Here is a 21,305-nt window from a genome sequence, read left to right on the forward strand (position 1 = left end):
TGAACCTTCCTTTCGAAAGTAAATGCCCCCGCTGCAGATAACACAGTGGGGGCATCGACGAATAAACTTGTTCAAAATTCATTTTTTGAACAAGCCATTCTTCACCTTCTCCCATCCGGACTGTCACCGTCGGCCTTGGGTTCTCACCAAGTCAGTCCCGTCCCCGGCACGAAGCCGGAAGCGCGGGAGTCGCGGGCTGAGATACACGAACGTATCATCACCGCCGGTAGGGAATTGCACCCTGCCCCGAAGGTTCATATTCAATTACATGGAATACTAACACAGGTAAGCCGACCTGACAAGACGGTATTGGGCCTTTTTTCAGAAAATTTTCAGAAAAGGGCTTACAGCGCCGCCGCCAGGGTCCGGACGAACGCTTCCAGACCGGCCTGGTCCTCTTCGTCGAACCGGTTCTTCTCCGGGCTGTCGATATCGAGCACGCCGAGCAGCTCGCCGTCCTTCAGGATCGGCACGACGATCTCCGACTGCGAAGCCGCATCGCAGGCGATATGCCCCGGGAACTCGTGGACGTCGGCCACGCGCACGGTTTCCCGGCGGGAGGCGGAGGTGCCGCAGACGCCCTTGCCGAGCGGGATCCGCACGCAGGCCGGCAGGCCCTGGAACGGCCCGAGCACGAGCTCGTTGTTCTCTATGAGGTAAAAGCCCACCCAGTTGACGCGGCCGAGGAACTGGTTCAGGAGCGCCGAGACGTTGGCCAGGTTGGCAATGCGGGAGCTTTCGTCCGCGACCAGCGCGGCGAGCTGCGAGCACAAAGCCGCGTACTGTTCTTCCCGCGTGCCGGAGTAGGTCAGGGATTGAAACATGGGGATTCCTTCTTTCCTGGTAATGTCGAACCCCTCCATTGTAACGCATTTTGCCGGGCCTTTCATGAAGTTCTTGGCAAGATTTTGACAGAGCTGTTAAGAACGCGGGCTGCAGGCGGGCCGGAGGGCAAAAAGTGGTTGTTCACCCCTTACGCCTCATGTCATAATCGAAGCAGGGTGAAAGCCCTCTACATCTAAGAAATGAGTGATGAGGTTGACCATCAGGATCATTACGGACGGCGGAGCCGATTTTCCTCAGGGCATGCCTGAAAAGTGCGGGCTGCACATCGTTCCGCTGCACGTCACGTTCGGAAACGAACCATTCGATCTGCGCCTTGGCATGCAGGCCTTTTATTCCAACATAAAAACAAATTCCGTTCTTCCCAAAACAGCGAGTCCGAGTCCCCAAGATTTTGTAGAGGCCTTCAACCAATATCCTGGCGACGATATCCTGGTAATCGCGCTGTCTTCAGGGCTCAGCAGTACGTATCAGCATGCCGTCCTGGCCAAAGAAATGGTGCTCGAGGAAAACAGCGGGCGGCGCATTGAAGTGATCGATACGCGCACGGGTTCCATCGGGCAGGCGCTGGTCGCCTACCGCTGCTGGCAGGAAATCCAGGCGGGCAAGCCGTTTGACGACGTGGTGGCGGCAGCATACGCGATTGCCTTAGGCTCCGGAACGCTTTTTTATCTTGATACGCTCGAGAATCTCGTGAAGGGCGGGCGCCTCAACCAGGCGAAGGGGGCGATTGCTTCTGTGCTCAACATCAAGCTCTTCATGCAGGCGAGCTTGGAAGGAACCGTCGAAGTCGTAGAGAAGGTCCGCGGCAAAAAGAACGCGCTGGCGCGGCTGATCGACAAGTTCGATGAGCTTGGCGGCCCTGCGGACGGCAGGGTGCTCGGGATCGCCCACAGCACCACGGAGGAAGAGGTGCGCGGCATTCTGGACCGCATTCTCGCGAAGCACCCGTTCCGGGAGGTCTTCATCGCGGAGGTCGGGCCGGTCATCGGCACGTATGCAGGCGAGGGCGGGATCGTCGTCAGCTATGCATAGGTACACAACAGCAGGATGAGGACAAGATCATAAGCGCATTGAAACCGGTTCCCAGGAGGGAGCCGTTTTTTTGACTATGGGGCATTTCGTGTGGGTCAGGCGGCCCTGAAGCTGCCATCGAGGCGGAGACTTTCAGCATTTTTTACCAAGAGGGAGGCGAAGTGATATACTGGCTGGGAGTCAGCTGGAAAGGGGCGGCGGGAATGGAGATTGAGCTGCACGGAGATATCCGTCATTACCGGGAGGAGCCTGGGGGAGGTTAGCCGGAGGCCGGTGGAGGAAATCGGTCCGGCACCATCGCCTTCGCCGGCGTGTATGGAGACGCCGTATACAGTGTAACTGGATTGTGACCAGTGATATGCACGAATAAGCGGATGCAGCGCAGCAAAATAAAAAAGCGCCTATCCCCTTGAGAGATCGGCGCATTTGGCACATCAGGCAGCGGCTAAGCGCTTTGGGTCTCCGGCAGCTTCACACGCTGCTTCTTCGGCTTCTCGTCTGCCCGCAGGAACATCCACACGCCGGTCAGCAGGACGGCGCCTGCGGCCGCCTGCAGCCAGGTCAGCGATTCGCCAAGGAGCAGGTAAGCGAGCAGGGTGGAGCCGAGCGGCTCGCCGAGAACGCTCATCGACACCGATTCGGGGCGCATATACTTCAGCAGCCAGTTGAAGAGGTAGTGGCCGAAGAGGGTCGGCACGATCGCCAGCAGCAGGAAGTTGCCCCACTCCGCCGCCGGATAGCCGCCGAACGGATGCCCGAGGATGACGTTGTAGAGGGCGAGCACCAGGGCGGCGCCCAGGAAGACGAAGAAGCTGTACAGGAATGACGGGACGCGGGCGACGAGCTTTTTGCCCAGGATCATATGTACGGCAACGGCGATCGTACCGAGCAGAGACAGCAGATCGCCGAGCAGGGCCTCGGTCGTCGTGCCCCAGTCACCCCAGCCGATGAGGACGGCGCCGGCAATGGCGGTCATCATGCTGAGCACGGCCAGCGGCGTGGTCTTCTGGCCGAGGAACAGCACGGCGCCGAGCAGGACGAACACCGGCTCAAGCGCAATGATGGCGGTAGAAGAGGCCACGGTTGTCAGACGGAGGGAGCCCATCCACAGCAGAAAGTGGATGCCGAGGGCGAGGCCCGACCAGAACAGGCCGCCCCAGTCGCGCAGGGACAACCGGGAGAGCTCGCTGCGGTATTTGAGCAGGAACGGCAGCATGAGCAGGGTGGTCAGCAGCAGCCGGTACATGGCGATGACGGAGACCGGTGCATTTGACCAACGGACAAATATGGAAGAAAAAGAAATCGCTACAATGCCGACGAGCAGCAGCAGCGAAAAAGGAACGCGCGGACGCGCCTGGGTAGTCATGAGGCGGATTCTCCTATCGATGGACTGCGCGGAACGGAAGCCGCATGGCGGTTCACGAAATATACGCCGGTCAGAATGAGCAGCGCGCCGATGAGATGGTACGCGTGCAGGGCTTCGCCCGTGAACAGAATGGCGAAGACCGCGCTGAACAGCGGGATGAGGTTCAGGAAGCCGGAGCAGCGTGAAGGCCCGATGGCCGCCACGGCGGCATTCCATGCGGTAAGCGCCGCAACCGAAGCGAGTATGCCGATGTACAGGATGCCGGCGATGATGCCGGGGCTCCAGGCGATCACGGGCTGGCGAAGCATCCACTCTCCGGCGGCGAACGGCAGCAGGATCAGCGATCCGGCCAGCACCGTCGTGACGAAGAGGGCGCGGGGCGGCAGGATGCCGGCGTACTTCTTCATCCCGACCGTATACACGGCCCAGCAGGCGACGGCGAGCACCATCCACAGGTCCCCCCGGTTGAAGGAGAGGCCGAGGAGCGCTTCCCAGCTCCCGCGCGTGACGATCCAGAGGACGCCGGCGATCGAGATGCCCATCGCGGGCAGCGCACCCCAGCGCAGACGGCCGCCAAGCATCAGCGGGGTGACCAGCACGATGAGGATCGGCGTGGCCGAGTTCATCAAGGCGGCGTTGATCGGGCTTGTATACTGCACGGCGATATAGAGCAGGGTGTTGAAGCCGGCGATGCCGGTCAGGGAAAGCAGCAGGAGCGGCCGCCAGTACATCAGCAGCCTGCTGCGGTGCTGCCAGAATTCGCCTCCCCAGAAGGGGAGTGTGACGAGCAGCGCCAGCGTCCAGCGAAGCTCGGCGAGCAGCAGTGGAGGGACGAAGGGTACGATCGCCCTGCCCACGACGAAATTGCCTCCCCAGAGGCAGGTGGCCGCCACGAGCAGCATCAGGGGCGACTGGAGCGGCTTCCAAGCCATGATGCATCTCTCCTTACGGATTGGGTGATAGGTGACACAGCCGGTCAGCTCACATCCGTCTATTATAGCACGCCGGTCCTCTGCGGACACCCCCATTTTCCGGAAGGCGGGAATCCCCCAATTAGCTGTAATCATCTAATATGTAATATTATTGTAAAAATGAACCAAACGGCCCAGATATTTGGTATCATGGGTTACGAACCGGCGAAAGGGGACATCATGCGGCATGTTTCGAATCACTGCAGTTCATCTCGGGTCCTTCTCGGCGCAGACGCCGGAAGGAGACGAACTATATACCTCGCTGCTGGCGTTCGTCCCGGACACGAAGCGGGAGAGGCTCGGCCGCTTCCGGCACCGGCAGGATGCCCTGCGCAGCCTGACCGGGGAGCTGCTCGCGCGCACCATGGTCTCCGAGGCTCTCGGCATTCCGCGAAGCAGGGTCGTTTTTGCAAGCAGTTCATACGGCAAGCCCTATCTGCCGGATTTTCCCTCGTTTCATTTTAACGTATCCCATGCCGGGAGCTGGGTTGTCTGTGCGGCTGGCAGCAGTCCGGTCGGCGCCGATGTGGAGCGGGAAGCCCCGTTCGACGACTCCCTGCCGGCCGCCGTATTGACCGCGGAGGAGCTGGACCGGCTGAAGTCCGCGGGGGAGACGGAGCGGCAGGCGATGTTCTTCCGCTACTGGACGGCCAAGGAAAGCTTCGTCAAGCACCTGGGCACGGGGCTCAGCACAGACCCGCTCAGCTTTACGGTCGAGAATCCCGACGGGGAATCGGACGTGCTGTGGAACGGTCACCGGCAGCCGTGCCGGATCTACCGCTGGATGCTGGGCAGCGGCCATCCGCTGGCCGTGTGTTCCGCCGAGGCTCCCGCTCCCGGTGCGCTGCAGTGCGAGGAAGCTGACGTCTGGCTTGCCGGCTACCGAATTTCCGCCAGCTAAGGCCTGGAGACCCCTTTCGTCCGCTCACAGCAGATAGGAAGGGGGGAAGCCTGTGGCGAGGATTCTGGTCGTGGATCAGGACTCCCGGACCCGGGAGCTGATCCGGATGACCCTGGGCTGCGAAGGCTTGGCCTGCATAGGGGCTGCGGATGCGGCAGCAGCGCTTGAGGTGATGCGCAGACAGCACGCTGATCTCGCGGTGATCGACGGAGGACTGCCCGGCGAGGAAGGCTGGAGGCTCTGCGAGGAGCTCAGGCGCACGTCGGACATGCCGCTGCTTGTGCTCGCTGCGCAGGGGGAGCTGCCCTACAAAGTGAAGGCATTCAAGGCCGGGGCGGACGATTATGTGCTGAAGCCCTTCGAGCCGCTGGAGCTCCTCCTGCGGATCCGGGCCCTGCTGCGGCGCTCCCGGATCGCTTCGTCGCAGACCATTGTGATCGGCAGAACCGAGATTAACCGAAGAGAGTATGAGGTGAAATGCGGGGACCGTTGTCTCCCGCTCCGTTCGAAGGAGTTCGACCTGCTGTTCAAGCTGGCCTCCTACCCGGATCGGATCTTCACCCGCGAGCAGCTCATCGAACAGATATGGGGGGCGGATTACGTAGGAGACATGCGGACGGTGGACGTCCATATCAAGCGGCTTCGCGAGCAGGTGCATGCGATGTCCGGATGCATTCGGATCATGACGGTAAGAGGGCTCGGCTACCGGCTTCAGGTGAGGGGATAGCCATCGTCTTGGCGCATACCCTTATCCTTGCAGCATATACATGAATCAGCCGGCTCCCGTCATCTGACAAGGTGGGCTATTTGGTGCGGACACAGGCGGTGTGCCCGGGAACAGCCTCCAGGATCCGCGGCTTGACGATCGCAGGTCGGTGAAACCGGCCGAACCTACGGCCGAACGGCGCAGGACGATGGAGAAGGATGGGATGGGCGAGGAGGAGCTCTTTTTGCTCCAGGCTTGCAAGGGTGCCTCCAGGCTAATACAAAGCGTTTCGGAGCTTATACAGAGCATATCTAGGCTTATACAGAGCAGATTCAGGCTTATAGAGAGCATAGAGAAGATGCGATGGAGCGGGAGAGTGGAGAAGATGATCGAACCGGTTGATCTTGCCTGGAATGGGGGCGCTGCTTGCCCGTCCGGATCCCCGTCAGAGGAGGAGAGCCTCTGGGATGGGAACCCGAATCTCCGATGCCTGCTGGGGCGGCTTCCTCGCGCCGGGCGCATGTACTGTCTGCTGCGAAGCAGAGCCTGCTTCTCCGAGGAGCTGGCCGCGACGGTTCTGGCTGCCTTGGCCGAGAGGGGGGAGGCGCTGAAGCCGGAGTACGGACTCAGCGATAGCCGAACTGTCCTCCGCAGCCGGATCAGGGAGGGGGCGGCATGGATGCTCCGCGTGATTGATCTGTCCTGTACCGCGCTGGAGCTTCAGGAGGAGAAGCTGCTGCCGGAAAGCCGCTGGCTTCTGGAGGCCGGCCGGAACCAGAGAGGGCTCTTCGGCGTTCTCTTCCGGATGGAGGAAGGGGACCGGCTGCTGCTCAGCAGCCCGACGGCAGCCTTGATGACCCAGGGTGAACTGGCAGGAGACTTCATGCGGGGGTACCGCCAGGCGCTGAACGGCATGCCTCCCGTATTTCCATCACGTCCCGTTGTTCTCTCCACCCTCCAGCCGCTCCGGGAACCGGTGCTGCCGGAGCCGGAGCCGGAGAGGACCTACCTGCTTCTGGCATAATCATACCAAGAGAGCGGTCCTGTACCCGGGCAGGGGCAGGACGCGCGGAAATTCGGGAGGAGTCGATCGATGAAAAAGCTCGCACACCAAGGAGCCCCGCCGGCCGGCCCGGCCGCCTGCCTGGCGGAGCCGCGGACAGGTCCACAGGCGCCCGGCGGGAAGACGCGCGGCAGGTCAGAAGGGCTTTTCCTGCGTCAGGGAGTCCGGACAGGCCGCAGCGTTCACCGCAGCTTCGCGGAGCAGGCGGAAGCCGTCCCGCTGTTCCCGGCGGTCGTCTATCGCGGAATGGAGCTGCGCTACCGAGAACTGAACCTTGAGGCCAACCGGGTGGCCCGCAGGCTCGCGGAACGGGGCGTCGGACGGGGGCAGCTCGTCGCATTGGCGGCGGAGCCCTCCCCGGCGCTCCTGACCGGCCTGCTGGGCATCCTCAAATCCGGTGCGGCCTGCCTTCTGGATGACACCGGCATCCTCACGGAAGGGCCGGACATCCGCGGCTTCAGCGGAGCCGCTGTCGGAATGGTCACGCCAGGCCGGCGGGATGCTGTCCTGAGCGATAAGGCGGCCGGCGGCATGGAGTGGCTCATCCTGGATGACGGGCTGCTGCTCGAGGGAGAGGCGCCCGAAGCGATGGTGGCCGTTGAGGCGGGCGACGAGGCCGTCGTCTGCTGCAGGCCTTCATCTCTAGGGCCCCGGGTGACCCGCCTTTCGCATGGCACGCTGTATGAAGCCTGCCGGAATGAGATCGCCGCTTCCGGCATCACCTCCTCCGACAGTGCCGTTTGGTCGACAGCGTGCGGAAGCGCCGCCTTCGTGCGCAGTGCGCTGCCGTTTGTGATGGCCGGAGCAGATGTACATCTGCTGAGCCCTGACGTCGTAGAGGATCTGCCGGCCTTGCACCGGTATCTCGGCCTTGGCGGCATCACGGCCGCATTCCTGCCGGAAGAAGCCTGTGCTTCCCTGCTGGCGCAGGGCCGGCTTTCCCTGCGTCACCTCTTCGCGGGGGGACAGCGCTGGAAGCGGCTTGAGCTGCCCGCGCGGAGGCAGGGCTGCTGATAGGGGTAAGAGCATTCGGCGAGTCATGGACCGATGCGGTTCGGGAGATGGCTGCGCAGTGATGCGAGGGCCAGGAACGGCACCAGCCCAGCCGGCAGGTGGAGAGAGGGGGCGGGCCGGGCTGCATAAGCGCCGGTACGCGCTCGCCGCCGGCTTATTCGCCCCCGGTGACGGAGGAACGGGCATCCAAAGCAAAAGGACGCTGCTGCCGGTGAATGACGGCGAGGGCGTCCTTTTGCTTTGAGGGCGGGAGGAGAAGCTTGGAGGCTGGAGCAGCCTGACCGCTATACGAACAAGCCCCGAAGAGTCTGATCTGTGCCGGACAGCGCAGCGGTACGAGGCATCTGCATGCCGCCGGACCGTCGTGCGGGCAGTGCTTGACTCATGTCAATCGGATCGAAGGAGTACAGCAGACCGCGCCTCGGCCCTTCCGGGGTGTCACTCGAAGGCTAGATCGGTGCCAACGGGCGGCTGCCGGCAGTCAGCAGCTTATCCGCAATGTCCGCGGTCAGCACATCCTTATACGGATGAAGGAAGAAGTGGTCGCCCTGCACCATGCGCAGCGAGAACCCGTCTTCCGTGCATTCGCCCCAAGCTTCCAGCGATTCAAGGGAAATCCCTTTATCCGCATCCCCGCCGAAGGCGCTCACCGGGCACTGCAGCTGCTCCCCGGGGGTGAACCGGTATGTATCGCACACGCTGAAGTCCGCCCGCAGCATTGGCAGCAGGAGCTCCATCAGCTCGCGGTTGCGCAGCACCTCTTCGGGGGTGTATTCGAGCGAACGGAGCTTCTCGATGAAGCGGTCATCGGGGAGCAGGTGCCGCAGCTCCTCCGCAGGCTTGCGCCGGTGCGGTGCGCTCTGGGCTGAGACGAACAGGTGGACCGGGGGATGCCCTTCGGACTGCAGGCGGCGTGCCGTTTCGTAGGCGATCAGGGCTCCCATGCTGTGCCCGAATAAGGCATAGGGAATGTCCAGCAGCGGGCGGATTACCTCACAGATCTTCTCCATCATCGGCTGGAGCGTCATATAAGGCGTCTCGAACAGCCGGGATTCGCGTCCGGGCAGCTGGATGGAGCACACTTCGATGCTCTGCGGCAGGCTCTTGGCCCACTCTCGGTAGATCGAAGCCGAGCCGCCGGCATACGGGAGCGTAAACAATCGGAATACCGGACGCTCGGTGGAAGAGGTCCGAACAATCCATTTGGAGTCCATTGTCATGGGGAGTTCTCCTTCTCATTCGCTAGAGTTGGAATCTGGTTACCATGTTAAAAGATTCCAAGACGAACGTCAATGACATTAACCATAAGTTAATGAAGCGGGGCGGCTGGTGAACATTTGAAGCGGGGAGGGGGACCGTGCGAGAATGGAAGAGGGAGGGATGGCACTGTGCGTACAGCATTCAAGCAAAAAGGGGCGCTGCTCTTGTTATCCTCGATGCTGATATTCGGCGGTGGATCGATAGCCTTCGTCGACCGGCACGTTCAGAAGGAGGCGGCTCCTTACCTGTATCCGGAACCGGAAGTTCCCTCCGCTGAGGCGATCGTCGTGCTCGGGGCTCTCGTCTACCCGGACGGCAGAGTTTCGGATATTGTGAGAGACCGGCTGGATACGGGCCTGGAGCTGTACCGGGCGGGCAAAGCGCCCAAAATTCTCGTCAGCGGAGATCATGGCCGCAAAGAGTACGATGAAGTCAATACGATGAAGAACTATCTTCTCCAAGCGGGTGTGCCGGAGGAGGATATCTTCATGGACCATGCCGGGTTCAATACGTACGACAGCATGTACCGGGCCAGGGACGTGTTCCTGGTCCGCAGCGCCATCGTCGTTACCCAGGAGTACCATGTGAAGCGGGCCGTCTATCTCGCCCGGGAGCTGGGGATGGAAGCGTATGGCGTGGCGGCGGACCGCAGGAGCTACGTAAGGATCAAGCAGTACGAGGCCCGGGAGGTGCTCGCGCGCAATAAGGACTTCTGGGGAATCCATCTGCTGGGGATGAAACCGAAGTTCCTGGGCGAAGCGATACCGATCACTTCGGACGGCAGGGCGACCAACGACAAGTAAGCCGAACCCGGAGGCGGGGAAACAGATGAATGTGCTGCATGCTGCAGAAGCGGAGCAGGTCGAGGAGCAGCGAAGGGATGGCTGTGCGAAGCAGGCTGCGGTGATCGGCCCGCCGGATGAGCGGTCCGCTCTCCGTGACAGCCGGCCGGAGGTACGATTCCTTTGCATGATCGTAACCCTCACCGCCAGCAGGGATAAAATTAACTTGACTAAATATTAATGTCATAAAATATATTTCGTATCCTTGTTTATATGCCTAAATTCTATAAGGTAAGTAGACTTTTGGCAGTAATTATGTTATGTAATAAAGAGGCCGGACAACCAAGACCGGAAGAGATTGAATAGGGGGAATGAATTTGTCCCGGCGATTTGTGATTGAAGCGGTGCTGGTCGCCATCTACGGCGAACTGATGGTGCCGAGCCAGCCTGTACAGTATATCATTCCGTATTCTACCATTATGGAACTATACGAAATGAAAGGCAGCAAGGAACCGGTGATGCCGGATCCGGAAGATGACGCTCACGTGAAGACGAAGATCGGCGAGCTCATTGCCTTCTTCGATGATCCGTTCAACCGAAAGAAGCTCGAGCGCTCCCTGGCCGCCCCGTGGCGCTTGTCGCCTCCGCTGCCGATCAACGATAACGTAACCTTTGTCATTGTGAACGCCATGGAGAACGCGCAGTACGGCGAAGGGTTCGATCCCATCGAGACGGAAGTGGTTCTTGCCTCCATCCGGGAGCAGGCGCCGATTATCACGGATCAGGTCGAGCTTATGGAGAAAATTATCCAGTCGGAAGTTCCAGTGCAAGTATACGATGTATATGATTTCGATTTTGCCGTGGAGCAGGGCATCTCCGCGGACGATTGGATGACGCCCTAGACCAAAAGGGTCCCCGATGATGGGGATTTTTTTGTTTCCGGCGCTTTCCGCTGTGATCCATCAAAAGAGGGGGACATGTACATGGGAGTCTATCTGATTACAGGGACATCGAGGGGGCTGGGAGAAGCCTTGGCCGCTCATCTGCTCGCCAAGGGGCACCGGGTTGTCGGCTTCAACCGGACGCCGAGCCCGCGTCTCGGGGAGGAAGCTCGGACCGCGGCCGGCGGACCGTACGCAGGCCAAACGTATGATGAAGTCCTCTGCGACCTCAGCGAGCCGGTGACCGCCGCGGCGGCATTCGAGGCTTTCCTGATGGAAGCCGCGTGGCTTTGGAATGCCGATGAGATCACGCTGATCAACAACGCCGGGGTGCTGGATCCGATGGGTCCCGCGGAGGAAGCGGACCCGTCGGCCCAGCAGGCGCACCTGCTTGTGAATCTTACCGCTCCGCTGCTGCTGACCTCCGCCTTCCTGCGTCAGGCTTCGCAGTGGCCGGCTCCGGCCGGTAAGCGGGTGATCAGCATCTCCTCGGGCGCGGGCCGCAAGCCTTATGCGGGCTGGTCGGCGTACTGCAGCGCCAAGGCGGGCATTGACATGATGACCCGCTGCATCGCACTGGAGCAGGGCGAGGGGCCGGGGAGCGTCAGGATCGCTTCCGTAGCTCCGGGCGTCGTGGATACCGGCATGCAGGAGACCATCCGCGGGACGGACCCGCGGCGCTTCCCGGATGCCGGCCGTTTTGTGAAGCTGAAGGAGGCGGGCAGCCTGTACACGCCGCAGGAAGCGGCGGCACGGCTGGCCGCCTGGCTTGAGAGCGGCGCGATCAAGCAGGGGGACATTGCGGATCTGCGTGAGCTTCCCGCCACGTAGATGCAGCCGGCTGCTTGAGGAGCTGCCTCCGGCTGGACCGAAGGAGGAGGGTCAGCTTACGGCGAAGCCGTATACTCACTGGCGCTGCTTCAGCTTCGTCTTCAGCTCTTCTACCGTGAGCCCGCCGTAAGCGGCGAACCCGCCCTGCTTCTGCAGCGCCACGATTCTGCCGCCCTGCAGCGGATACAGTCCCTGCCAGCCGCCCGCGATGAAATACAGCTCTGTCTGCGGGACACGGCGCAGGAAGATGACATAGTCGCCCCGGACAAGGGGACCGGTATACTTCAGATTCAGCGGATCCTGCGGCAGGGGCAGCGGGTCAAAGCCGTCGGTGATGAGCTCCAGTGTGCCGGATGACACTGCGGTGCCGTGCAGAACGCTTCGAATCCGCAGCACCTGCACATAATTGAGGAGTGGATGGCCGCCGACTCTGCGCCCGGTCGGGTAAGCCTTCGCTTCCTCCTCCAGTGATCCGAGGACGACCACGTCGGCTTTGGCCGCCAGCTCCTGCGGGGTGCTCATCTGCTCCTTGGGCAGCTCGATCCGTCCCGGCGGGGGAGGCTCGGCACGGAGTGCGGCGGGAGAGGGGGCGGCCAGTGCGAAGAGCAGCAGGGCCGGCAGCAGCGTACGGCGTAGGTTCATGGCGGATTCTCCTTTAGGGGGCAAGGGTAAGGGACGGTACCTAACCTGTCCATTCCCGGGGAATTCCATGCATAACGTACATATAGAGAGGAACGTGGCTTCCGTGTTTGATCCGACCATTTACGATAATCTCAAAACCGTGCTCGAAGGCGCCTGCTATGATCTCGACGCCGAAGGCGAATTTCTGGTCACAGGGCGTGAGGATCTCGTCGACCTCGCTTCCTATTCGAGAACCTTCCGGCTGCGGGTGCGGCGCGGGGAGGGACGCTGCGAGGCAGCGGTGGCGCTGATCAGCGACCTCGCCGACTTCGCGGGCGAACTGCGCAGGGTGCACCTGGCCGGTGAACCGCCCGGCGCACGTGTGCAGCTGGAGCTGCAGTTCCCTCTGTCCGTGTCCGGGCGGCGTGGAGAGATCGAAGCCTATCTCGCGGAGCAGTGGGAGCAGTCCTTCCGCATGGAATTCGAGCTGGTGACGCCGTGGCTCCCGGGAGCTTCGGGCGGCATTCCGCCGGCTGCCGGCCGGTGCCTCGTGCGGATGACAACGTCCGGGAAGCTGGACGAAGGGGACGCCGAGGGCGTGGAGGACATCGGCCGCCGGCTGGCGCTGACCCTTTCGCATATGGAGCGGCTGGTGGAGCAAGGGTAGCATGGCTGGCCGAGTGCCTGCGCTATGCCGCCGGGAGCCGTTCAGCGCCAGCTGGGTATAGCTGCGGGCTGCGGCATGGTGAGCGGTACTTTGGGCCTCGCGGGCGGTGAATCTCGGGATGACTGCTTTTTCAGGTAGTTCATATCACCTAAGATTCGAGATGGCCTAGTTTAATCATTGCTGCCATTGGTTATGGATAAGGAATAGGAAAAGGAGATGAGAATCTATGAGCCGCTTGGAGGTACTGCAGGATCCCAAACAGCGGAAGCTCCTGTTCTCAGCAGGACTGAGCTGGCTGTTCGATGCCATGGACATCGGTCTGATTTCATTTATTGCGGCGGCGGTTGCCGTCCAGTGGCATTTGTCACCCCAGCAGGTCGGATTCTTCACGAGCATCAATTCGATCGGAATGGTGATCGGCGCGGCGCTCGCTGGGCTGCTCGCCGACCGCTACGGCCGTAAGCCTGTGCTCATGTGGACGCTCCTGCTGTTCTCGGCGGCCAGCGGATTGTCCTCTCTGGCGACCGGTTTTGCTGTGCTGTGCTTTCTCCGCCTGATCGCCGGCATCGGTCTCGGCGGGGAACTGCCTGTCGCGTCTACGCTCGTCTCCGAGTCGGTGCCGGCCCGCGAGAGAGGACGGGCCGTCGTGCTCCTCGAGAGCTTCTGGGCCGGAGGCTGGCTGGCCGCGGCGCTCATCGCGTACTTCGTCATTCCGAAGTACGGGTGGCAGGCCGGCTTTGTCATCGGTGCCGTGCCGGCACTCTACGCGCTGTATCTGCGCCGGGCCATCGAGGAGCCTCCGCGGTTCACCGCCCGCACCGGGAGAACTACGTTTGGCGAGCGGTTCGCCTCGGTCTGGGCTCCGGAACACCGCCGCTCGACGATCATGCTCTGGATTCTATGGTTTACCGTTGTGTTCTCCTACTACGGCATGTTCCTGTGGCTGCCAAGCGTGATGATGCTCAAGGGCTTCACGCTGGTGAAGAGCTTCCAGTACGTGCTGCTCATGACGATCGCGCAGCTGCCGGGTTATTTTACAGCGGCTTACTTCATTGAGAGGTTCGGGCGTAAATTCGTGATCGTGGCCTACCTGCTCCTGACCGCGCTCAGCGCCATCTGGTTCGGCAACGCACAGACGGAAGGCATGCTCCTGGCGGCCGGCTTCTGCCTCTCCTTCTTTAACCTGGGCGCCTGGGGCGGACTGTATGCTTACACCCCGGAGCTGTACCCGACCTCCGTCCGCTCCACAGGCGTGGGACTTGCCGCCTCCTTCGGACGGATCGGCGGGGTGATCGCCCCATTTCTTGTCGGCATGCTGGTCGCCCGCTCGGTGGGCATCCCCACCATCTTCGCTCTCTTCTTTGCCGCCATTGTGGCGGGCGCGCTGGCCGTGCTCTTCCTAGGCAAGGAGACAAAAGGGCGCGAGCTTGCAGAATAGAGTCTTAAATAAGGAATGCTTCAGGACAGCACAAGAACCCCTCGGCTTTTTCAGCGGGGGGTTCTTGTTCGTATCCGAGTTTTCTTCTTAGTCACCGGCTGGGATTCGAGAGGACGAAAGGTGGTACGCCGGCTCACCCAGTGGGCTCCCCCATAGATCAGCGTATAGATGGGGATGGAGTAGGAATATTTCCACCAAGTTATGAAGTACAGGCCGAGGAGATGCAGCAGCGGCTCCCCGACATAGGAACAGAACAGCCCGAATGCCGCCGCCTTGATCCAGACGGGCATCTGGGGCTTGTATTGGAGGAGCAGCATGACGATCACCGGGAACAAGCAGAAATCATATGGGATGTAAGTGGGCATGGTAGGGATGAGCAGGCCGCCATAATACCAGGCGCCGAACATCAGGCCCATGAAATCCAGCCATGAAGTCACGATTAGGACAAAAAATCCGGCATGAAGCAGCCGGGAAGTGCTCTCTTTTTGCCGAAGCGGCAGCCACACCAGCCAGGGAGTGACGGTTAAGCCGAGAGAGAGCCACCAATCCCAGTGAAGAAAGATTTCGGAAAGCCATAGCTTTGCCAAAGAAATATGGACTTCAAAAAGCTTCCGGAAAAGCTCGGCCAACTGTTCATTGATCTGATGTCTGGACATACGGCAGCTCCCACAGTTCAGGGTAGGTAAATACTACGCTACGCTCTAGTCTTTTACATTGGTTGTATAACCATGCAGGTTGCCCACGGATCTCGAGGGATGATGGTCCTTCCGGTCCCAGCGAAGATGGTTCGAAAGTGGGATTGTCGGTTTTTTGGGAAATCCTATGAGGAAGGGGATGGGAAGCGGGGAGGCAGGTTGACAAGCGGCTAACCCTGTAACTATAATTGGTACAGGTTGATGAGGACAGAGTACCTTGTATTTGGATCGGGGATCACATCTAATTTCATTCCGAAAGGAAGTTACCTTCATGTCTATTTTTGTTACCGGCGCTACAGGCGCCTTGGGAAGTATTGTCATCAGGCAGCTGCTCCGCACCGTACCGGGGGATCAGATTACAGCGGTTGTCCGCAATGTGGAAAAGGCGTCTTCGCTTACGGCGCTCGGAGTGGAAGTACGCCATGGCGATTATGCGGATCCGGCCTCCCTGGTGAAAGCCTTTGAGGGCGCAGGCAAGCTGCTCTTCATCTCCAGCCCGGATACGGATGACACGCTGCGCATCGTGCAGCATGCGAACGTAGTGAAGGCGGCCAGGGACGCTGGCGTAAGGCACCTGCTTTATACCTCCTTCGCGTATGCGGAAGAATCCGTCATCCCACTGGCCCACGTGCACCTGGCGACGGAGCATGCGATCCGGACGACGAACATCCCTTACACGTTCCTGCGCAACTCGCTGTATACGGAGGTGTTTGTCAACCCGGGCTTGTCCGCATCGCTTGCTCACGGTGCGCTCGTGACCAACACGGGCAGCGGGCGGGTCAACACGGCGTTCCGTTCGGACTTGGCCGCCGCGGCTGCCGCCGTGCTGACAAGCGATGGCCACGAGAACAAGACGTACAACCTCGTGTCCGACACGACCTGGAGCTATGACGAGCTCGCCGCCCTGATCGCAGAGATCACCGGGAAGCCGTTCACCCACCAGGCGGTGTCCTACGACGAGCAGGCGAAGATTCTGTCCGCCGCAGGTCTTCCGGAGCCGGTCGTTCACCTGGTCGCCGGCATCAACCAGGCCGTCGCCGAAGGGGAAACCTCCCGAACTTCGCAGGATCTCAAGAATCTGATCGGTGAACTGACGCCTCTTCGCTCTGCCGTCGAGGATATTCTAAAAGGGAGTGAGTAAGATGAAGGTCGAAATTTGGTCGGATTTTATGTGCCCGTTCTGCTATATCGGCAAGCGGCATTTCGAGGCGGCGCTGGAGCAGTTCCCGCACCGGGAGCGGATCGAGGTCGTCTTCCGCAGCTTCGAGCTTGACCCGCATTCCGAGCGGGACGTGGACCATGATGTGCATGAGATGCTTGCCATCAAATACGGCATGAGCCGCGATCAGGCCATCGCAAACAATCAGCGAGTGGGAGCTGCAGCGAAGGCGTCCGGTCTCACGTTTAACTTTGACGATATGATTCTCACGAACACCTTCGATGCCCACCGGCTGACTCATTATGCCAAGGAGCAGGGGAAGGGTAATGAACTGGCGGAGCGCTTGTTCCGCGCCTACTTCACGGAGTCCAAGCATCTCGGGGACCATGAAGTGCTCGCATCCCTGGCAGCTGAGGTAGGGCTGGATGCCGCCGCGGCTGCCGCCGTGCTCCGCAGCGGGGAGTACGCGAAGCACGTGCGCGGGGATGAGCAGGAAGCTTCGGAGCTGGGAGTCCGGGGTGTGCCGTTCTTCGTCATAGACCGCAAGTATGCGGTCTCCGGCGCCCAGCCGTCAAGCGTGTTCCTGGACACGCTCAATAAGGCATGGAGCGAGGCTTCCCCGCTGCAGGTCGTCGGTGACGCTAGTGTCGGCGATGCCTGCGGGCCCGACGGTTACTGCGGCCCGGGCGGGGATAAACAGTGACTCGCTGAAGCGCGGTGTCGGTTGGCTATGACGCTCAGAACCGGCTGGGAATTTCGAGGGTATGGCACAAGTCAGCCCTCGCCAAGTGGGTTACGAGGGGTTTGGCCGACCGTCAGCAAGCAAGGTACTCACGCAAGGCTCGGTGGGATGGATCGGGAGTCGCAATGGAAAAGAGTGGGGCGCGGTGCCGCCTCCGAGGTATGGATCTGCGCAGGCCGCTGGGATGTGGGGCAGCCCAGGCGGCCGGATGTGAGAGTAGCTTGAGCAGCCAGAGGATGAGAGCTGCATGGGCAGTTACCGTCTGGAGCATCACAGCCAGCCAGGGTGTGGAAGCAGCGCAGGCCGCTGGGATGTGGAGCAGCGTAGGCAGCCGGATGTGAGAGTAGCTTGAGCAGCCAGAGGATGAGAGCTGCATGGGCAGTTACCGTCTGGAGCATCGCAGCCAGCCAGGGTGTGGAAGCAGCGCAGGCTGCTGGGATGTGGACTTGGAGCAGCTGCCCTTGGAACAGCTGGTATACGGCTCGCCGATGGAGTGATTCTGCGCCGTGATAACAACGTGGCTCACGACTGCCGATCTGACCGCCGACTCCGCTCCCAGTGCTGCCTTGATTGTATCCGGGCAGGAAGGGTGCTTACAAGCGGGGTTGAACCTTGATTGTGCGGGCGCTGGCCTCCAACCAAGCGGGAAGGTCGGAACCTTCATGAAGTTAACGGAACTGAGATGCCTTATTGCGATATTTCCCGTGATTTCTCAGCGAATAGTTATAATGAACGAAACCGACTACCTCTTTGCATCACGTAGGTTGAAGTTGGAAATGACTTGGAGTGAATACACCAATCAAATCCAAAACAGAGCTACAAACAAAAAGGAGTCGGTTAGTAATGAGTATGTCCACAAAGTATGTAGGGTTAGACGTATCCAAGGAAAAAATTGCCGTTGCCATAGCCACGGAAAATCGAGATGAGCCCGTGCGGTTCTGGGGGACGATTCCCCATACCAAGGAGGCCGTGCGAAAGTTAGTCAAGCAGCTTGCAAAGGACGATGAGATCAAACTCGACGTTTGCTATGAGGCCGGGCCTACAGGGTTTCAGCTGTATCGTTGGTTCCTTGAACTCTTTGTCAATTGCAGCGTCGTTGCGCCCAAAGCATTGGATGGCAACAAGCGCATTAAAACCGACAAAAGGGATGCCATACGTTTAGCGCAGCTCTACAGGGCCAGAGAGTTAACCGAAATCTACGTACCTACGCCCGAGGACGAAGCGCTGCGGGATTTGGTTCGGGCCCGGGAGGATGCGGTTCAGGATATGAATCGGCACAAGCAGCGGCTAACGAAGTTCCTGCTTCGGCACCAGCTTCATCCACCGGGCGGCACGAAGGTATGGACATCGGCCTACGAGAACTGGCTGGATACCTTGCGCTTTACGGATGCGTGCGAGGATATAGTCTTTCAAGAATACCGCAACACCATCAGGGAGGCCGCAAACCGGATTGGGCGATACGAAAAGGAAATGGAACGGCAGGCTTCGGCAGGGTGCCAGGCTACCATGATTCAGGCGCTGCAAGGACTTCATGGTATTGCTTTAGTTACGGCCACTACTCTTGCGGCCGAACTCGGAGATCTCGCAGGAAGATTTGCTTTTGCGCCGCAGCTTATGAGTTATTCCGGATTGGTACCTTCGGAAAGTTCAAGCGGAGGCAGCCGCCGGCAAGGGCGAATCACGAAAGTCGGAAATGCGCATATCCGACGGGTACTGGTCGAAGCCGCCTGGACCTATCGGAGCAAACCCGCTGTAAGAAGAGCCCTGCGAGAGAGGCAAAAGGAGCTAAGCTCGGAGATTATTGAGATCTCTTGGAAGGCGCATAAAAGACTGCATCATAAATTTAATAGGTTAAGCTTCAGGGGAAAGAACAAAGGAACCATCGTTACCGCCGTGGCCAGGGAGCTCTTGGGATTTATCTGGGCTATAGCCAAGGAAGTCCAGAAGCAAAGGGCGGCAGCATAATCGCTTGTGCTTGTAATAGAAGTTTGAAAATACGAAGAAGGAGGTGGTAAGAGAACGGATTTGAGGAAGATGCGTTACATTCTTTGGCTCGGGGGCAAAGTACAAAGCTAGGCAGAGAGAAATCCGCGTAGTTCCGCTGCACAAAGCAAGGGAACAGGAGCTTTATGTGCGTTGATAGTTAGCAGGAAACTCTCTGGTCGTATGTAATCACATGTGAGAACCCACGAATATCAGGTTGCCAGCCGGCGCAAAGAACCATTTTGCCCTCGTGCCAAGGAATGTAGACATGTCCCGCTGTTCTCAGGAAAAAGACTATGCAGGGAGCACGCCCCCTGCACCCCGTTACTCGCCGTAAGGCAGGGTCTGACTTGATAGTCAGACCCGTAAACAAGTATGGGAGGAAAGAAGCCGCCTGTCAAAAAGAACACCTTGACAGGCTTAGTTTGGAGTACAAAAAAACAGGGATACGTGCTGGGAGTTGCTCGGTTACGTTCATATCAGCGGAACTCAGGTATCTTATTGCCATCCGTCTCCTTCAAAAACAGCCCCCATCGTTAAAATAGCGAACTTCAGTTCCTTTATTTTACGAAGGGTCTATCCATAGGAGAATATAGCGAACCTGAGTTCCTTTATTCTGTGAGTGAAGCGCCAGTCCCGCAGAGGCCAAAGCAGGGTAGGTCAAGAATTTTGTGTATCAAGCGTACAGGGAACACCTGGAACAGACCAAATCATGCTTATTGCATGCTGTGGATGGAGCCTACGCGAAGTCGCGGGAGCGGTGTGGTTAAACTCCCATCCTTCTGCCGGAAGTCACGTGCTGCATTGTCCAAGTGTTCAGGTGAAACTTGCATTGTAGATAGCAGCACTTGAGAGCGCCCTGCCTTCTTCGTGTCGGGTAACACTCCCATTCTTGGTACACCAACCCTCAATATTCATCCATCGCGATTCTCATGGAAGCTCACTATTCCGCTATGTTTCTGTGGGCCGCCGCTGCGCTTGTGACGGACGGACGCGCGGCCGGCTTCATCCAAACGCACAACGGGCTGCTGTCTCTTACAGCAGCCCGTTGTGCGTCTTCACCACCTGCCCGCCGCGCCAATAAACACGGGGCACCCGCTTGCCGATGAGGCAGACGGCCTCGTAGGAGATCGTGTCCATCAGCTCGGCGACTTCGTCTACGGGCAGCACGCTTCCGTCCGCGCTGCCGAACAGCGTGACTATGTCACCGACCGCGGCGCCCGGCACATCCGTGACGTCGAGCATCGTCTGGTCCATGCAGACACGCCCGGCGATGGGCGCTCGCTGCCCGCGGACCAGGGCGCTCCCCCGGCTCGAGAGACGCCGGGAGAGGCCGTCGGCGTAGCCCACCGGCAGCGTGGCAATGAGCGTCTCGCGCGGCGCGGTGAAGGTGCCGCCATAGCTGACCGTGCGGCCCGGCGGGATGCGGCGCAGCGAGACAATCCGGGTGCGCAGCGACATCGCCGGCCTCAGGTGCTCTCCGCCCGTGCGGCACTCCCCGGAAGGAAGCAGCCCGTAGAGGGAGATGCCGAAGCGGATCAGATCCAGGTGCAGCCCCTGATAGCGCAGCGTGGCGGCGGAGTTGCAGCAGTGGTGCAGCGGCAAGTGCAGGCCGTTCTGCCGCAGGGCGGCACGGAAGGCCTCGAAGGCGGCGAACTGCTCGCGGGTATAGCTGTCGTCCGGGCTGTCTGCACAGGCAAAATGCGTAAACAGCCCTTCCGCCTGCACATAGCGGGAGGCGGCCGCCTGCCGGGCGAGCCGGACCAGCTCCTCCGGCGAAGTGACGCCGACGCGTGTCATGCCCGTATCCACCTTGAAGTGGATGCGCAGGGGCAGCGCCAGTCTCTGCGTACAGGCGACCGCTTCCGCAAGCACGTCTTCGGTGAAGACGGTGAGGGTCAACCCTGCGCGGACGGCGGCTTCCACCGCATGGGGCGGGGTATAGCCCAGCACCAGGACCGGGGCCGTAATGCCAGCCCGGCGAAGGTGCAGCCCTTCATCGAGGAAAGCCACGGCCAGCTGGTCCGCGCCTCCCCGCAGGGCTGCTTCCGCCGTCTCGGAGGCGCCGTGACCGTACCCGTCCGCCTTCACGACAGCCATGAAGCGGCAGGAGGGAGCGAGCATCGCTTTGGTTACCCTTGTGTTGTGTTCGATCGCATCAAGCGAAATGTCAGCCCAGGTGTCACGATACCCCAGGGTCATGGTGATCCTGCCTCCTATGCAGCGGTAGACCCCTTCAGCCCCCAGGCCTGCCGGCTGGGGGCTGAAGAAGGTTCTCTTAGTTATA

Annotated in this window: 23 protein-coding genes and 1 riboswitch; of the genes, 16 read left to right on the plus strand and 7 right to left on the minus strand. The window is 60.3% G+C overall.

Annotation, left to right across the window (positions count from 1 at the left end; genetic code table 11):
- Positions 1 to 99: 99 nt before the first annotated feature.
- A riboswitch (FMN riboswitch) is annotated at positions 100 to 258 on the minus strand.
- 86 nt (positions 259 to 344) lie between these two features.
- Entirely contained in the window at positions 345 to 824 is a 480-nt protein-coding gene (locus ACP26L_RS17115) for a GAF domain-containing protein (protein WP_426454306.1), read from the minus strand.
- Positions 825 to 1,032: 208 nt separating this feature from the next.
- On the opposite strand from ACP26L_RS17115, the gene ACP26L_RS17120 reads away from it, so the two are divergent.
- Positions 1,033 to 1,878, plus strand: a complete 846-nt coding sequence (locus tag ACP26L_RS17120; RefSeq protein WP_426454308.1) for a DegV family protein — start codon at positions 1,033 to 1,035, stop codon at positions 1,876 to 1,878.
- 445 nt (positions 1,879 to 2,323) lie between these two features.
- Here the strand turns inward: ACP26L_RS17120 and ACP26L_RS17125 are convergent, their stop codons facing one another.
- Together ACP26L_RS17125 and ACP26L_RS17130 are read right to left on the minus strand one after the other, a co-directional pair.
- A complete protein-coding gene (locus ACP26L_RS17125; protein WP_426454310.1) occupies positions 2,324 to 3,244 on the minus strand; it encodes a DMT family transporter in 921 nt (306 codons plus the stop codon).
- Positions 3,241 to 4,176: a DMT family transporter gene (locus ACP26L_RS17130; RefSeq protein ID WP_426454311.1), complete on the minus strand. Its 936-nt coding sequence runs from the start codon at positions 4,174 to 4,176 to the stop codon at positions 3,241 to 3,243. The genes ACP26L_RS17125 and ACP26L_RS17130 overlap by 4 nt, the downstream gene beginning before the upstream one ends.
- Before the next feature lie 226 nt (positions 4,177 to 4,402).
- On the opposite strand from ACP26L_RS17130, the gene ACP26L_RS17135 reads away from it, so the two are divergent.
- From ACP26L_RS17135 to ACP26L_RS17155, 5 genes are all read left to right on the plus strand, one after another.
- The gene (locus ACP26L_RS17135; protein WP_426454313.1) at positions 4,403 to 5,116 is read left to right on the plus strand and encodes a 4'-phosphopantetheinyl transferase family protein; all 714 of its coding nucleotides are present in this window, start codon (positions 4,403 to 4,405) and stop codon (positions 5,114 to 5,116) included.
- A 52-nt stretch (positions 5,117 to 5,168) separates the two neighbouring features.
- The gene (locus ACP26L_RS17140) at positions 5,169 to 5,843 is read left to right on the plus strand and encodes a winged helix-turn-helix domain-containing protein (RefSeq protein ID WP_426454315.1); all 675 of its coding nucleotides are present in this window, start codon (positions 5,169 to 5,171) and stop codon (positions 5,841 to 5,843) included.
- Between the two features lie 364 nt (positions 5,844 to 6,207).
- Positions 6,208 to 6,846, plus strand: a complete 639-nt coding sequence (locus ACP26L_RS17145) for a hypothetical protein (RefSeq protein ID WP_426454316.1) — start codon at positions 6,208 to 6,210, stop codon at positions 6,844 to 6,846.
- A gap of 69 nt (positions 6,847 to 6,915) precedes the next feature.
- Positions 6,916 to 7,899, plus strand: coding sequence for an AMP-binding protein (locus tag ACP26L_RS17150; protein ID WP_426454318.1), 984 nt, complete (start codon positions 6,916 to 6,918; stop codon positions 7,897 to 7,899).
- Between the two features lie 58 nt (positions 7,900 to 7,957).
- Complete coding sequence (locus ACP26L_RS17155; RefSeq protein WP_426454319.1) at positions 7,958 to 8,143, plus strand: hypothetical protein; 186 nt, start codon at positions 7,958 to 7,960, stop codon at positions 8,141 to 8,143.
- A 205-nt stretch (positions 8,144 to 8,348) separates the two neighbouring features.
- Here the strand turns inward: ACP26L_RS17155 and ACP26L_RS17160 are convergent, their stop codons facing one another.
- Entirely contained in the window at positions 8,349 to 9,119 is a 771-nt protein-coding gene (locus ACP26L_RS17160) for a thioesterase II family protein (protein WP_426454321.1), read from the minus strand.
- A gap of 168 nt (positions 9,120 to 9,287) precedes the next feature.
- On the opposite strand from ACP26L_RS17160, the gene ACP26L_RS17165 reads away from it, so the two are divergent.
- From ACP26L_RS17165 to ACP26L_RS17180, 4 genes are all read left to right on the plus strand, one after another.
- On the plus strand, positions 9,288 to 9,962 hold the full coding sequence (locus ACP26L_RS17165; RefSeq protein WP_426454322.1) for a SanA/YdcF family protein: 675 nt from the start codon (positions 9,288 to 9,290) through the stop codon (positions 9,960 to 9,962).
- A 25-nt stretch (positions 9,963 to 9,987) separates the two neighbouring features.
- The gene (locus ACP26L_RS17170; RefSeq protein WP_426454324.1) at positions 9,988 to 10,182 is read left to right on the plus strand and encodes a hypothetical protein; all 195 of its coding nucleotides are present in this window, start codon (positions 9,988 to 9,990) and stop codon (positions 10,180 to 10,182) included.
- A gap of 136 nt (positions 10,183 to 10,318) precedes the next feature.
- Positions 10,319 to 10,843 (plus strand): ADP-heptose synthase, encoded by a 525-nt coding sequence (locus ACP26L_RS17175; protein WP_426454326.1) that lies wholly within the window; start codon positions 10,319 to 10,321, stop codon positions 10,841 to 10,843.
- Between the two features lie 81 nt (positions 10,844 to 10,924).
- Entirely contained in the window at positions 10,925 to 11,713 is a 789-nt protein-coding gene (locus ACP26L_RS17180) for an SDR family NAD(P)-dependent oxidoreductase (protein WP_426454328.1), read from the plus strand.
- Positions 11,714 to 11,788: 75 nt separating this feature from the next.
- Here ACP26L_RS17180 and ACP26L_RS17185 read toward each other — a convergent pair whose 3' ends face one another.
- Positions 11,789 to 12,355 carry a hypothetical protein gene (locus ACP26L_RS17185; RefSeq protein ID WP_426454330.1) on the minus strand — a complete coding sequence of 189 codons (567 nt, stop codon included), beginning with the start codon at positions 12,353 to 12,355 and terminating at the stop codon, positions 11,789 to 11,791.
- Between the two features lie 67 nt (positions 12,356 to 12,422).
- Between ACP26L_RS17185 and ACP26L_RS17190 the strand changes: the two genes are divergently transcribed.
- Complete coding sequence (locus ACP26L_RS17190; RefSeq protein WP_426454331.1) at positions 12,423 to 13,001, plus strand: hypothetical protein; 579 nt, start codon at positions 12,423 to 12,425, stop codon at positions 12,999 to 13,001.
- 226 nt (positions 13,002 to 13,227) lie between these two features.
- Positions 13,228 to 14,439, plus strand: a complete 1,212-nt coding sequence (locus tag ACP26L_RS17195; RefSeq protein WP_426454333.1) for an MFS transporter — start codon at positions 13,228 to 13,230, stop codon at positions 14,437 to 14,439.
- 50 nt (positions 14,440 to 14,489) lie between these two features.
- Here the strand turns inward: ACP26L_RS17195 and ACP26L_RS17200 are convergent, their stop codons facing one another.
- On the minus strand, positions 14,490 to 15,026 hold the full coding sequence (locus tag ACP26L_RS17200) for a CBO0543 family protein (RefSeq protein ID WP_426454335.1): 537 nt from the start codon (positions 15,024 to 15,026) through the stop codon (positions 14,490 to 14,492).
- Between the two features lie 379 nt (positions 15,027 to 15,405).
- Between ACP26L_RS17200 and ACP26L_RS17205 the strand changes: the two genes are divergently transcribed.
- The 4 genes from ACP26L_RS17205 to ACP26L_RS17220 all read left to right on the plus strand — a co-directional run bounded on the left by ACP26L_RS17205 (position 15,406) and on the right by ACP26L_RS17220 (position 19,000).
- Positions 15,406 to 16,275, plus strand: coding sequence for an SDR family oxidoreductase (locus tag ACP26L_RS17205; protein WP_426454337.1), 870 nt, complete (start codon positions 15,406 to 15,408; stop codon positions 16,273 to 16,275).
- A 1-nt stretch (position 16,276) separates the two neighbouring features.
- Entirely contained in the window at positions 16,277 to 16,996 is a 720-nt protein-coding gene (locus ACP26L_RS17210) for a DsbA family oxidoreductase (protein WP_426454339.1), read from the plus strand.
- 413 nt (positions 16,997 to 17,409) lie between these two features.
- On the plus strand, positions 17,410 to 17,532 hold the full coding sequence (locus ACP26L_RS17215; RefSeq protein ID WP_426454341.1) for a hypothetical protein: 123 nt from the start codon (positions 17,410 to 17,412) through the stop codon (positions 17,530 to 17,532).
- 346 nt (positions 17,533 to 17,878) lie between these two features.
- Entirely contained in the window at positions 17,879 to 19,000 is a 1,122-nt protein-coding gene (locus tag ACP26L_RS17220) for an IS110 family transposase (protein WP_426448395.1), read from the plus strand.
- 1,053 nt (positions 19,001 to 20,053) lie between these two features.
- Here ACP26L_RS17220 and alr read toward each other — a convergent pair.
- On the minus strand, positions 20,054 to 21,220 hold the full coding sequence (gene alr / locus ACP26L_RS17225) for an alanine racemase (RefSeq protein WP_426454343.1): 1,167 nt from the start codon (positions 21,218 to 21,220) through the stop codon (positions 20,054 to 20,056).
- Positions 21,221 to 21,305: the final 85 nt, after the last annotated feature.

This window comes from Paenibacillus sp. S-38 (assembly GCF_049942825.1).
Lineage (GTDB): Bacteria > Bacillota > Bacilli > Paenibacillales > NBRC-103111 > Paenibacillus_G.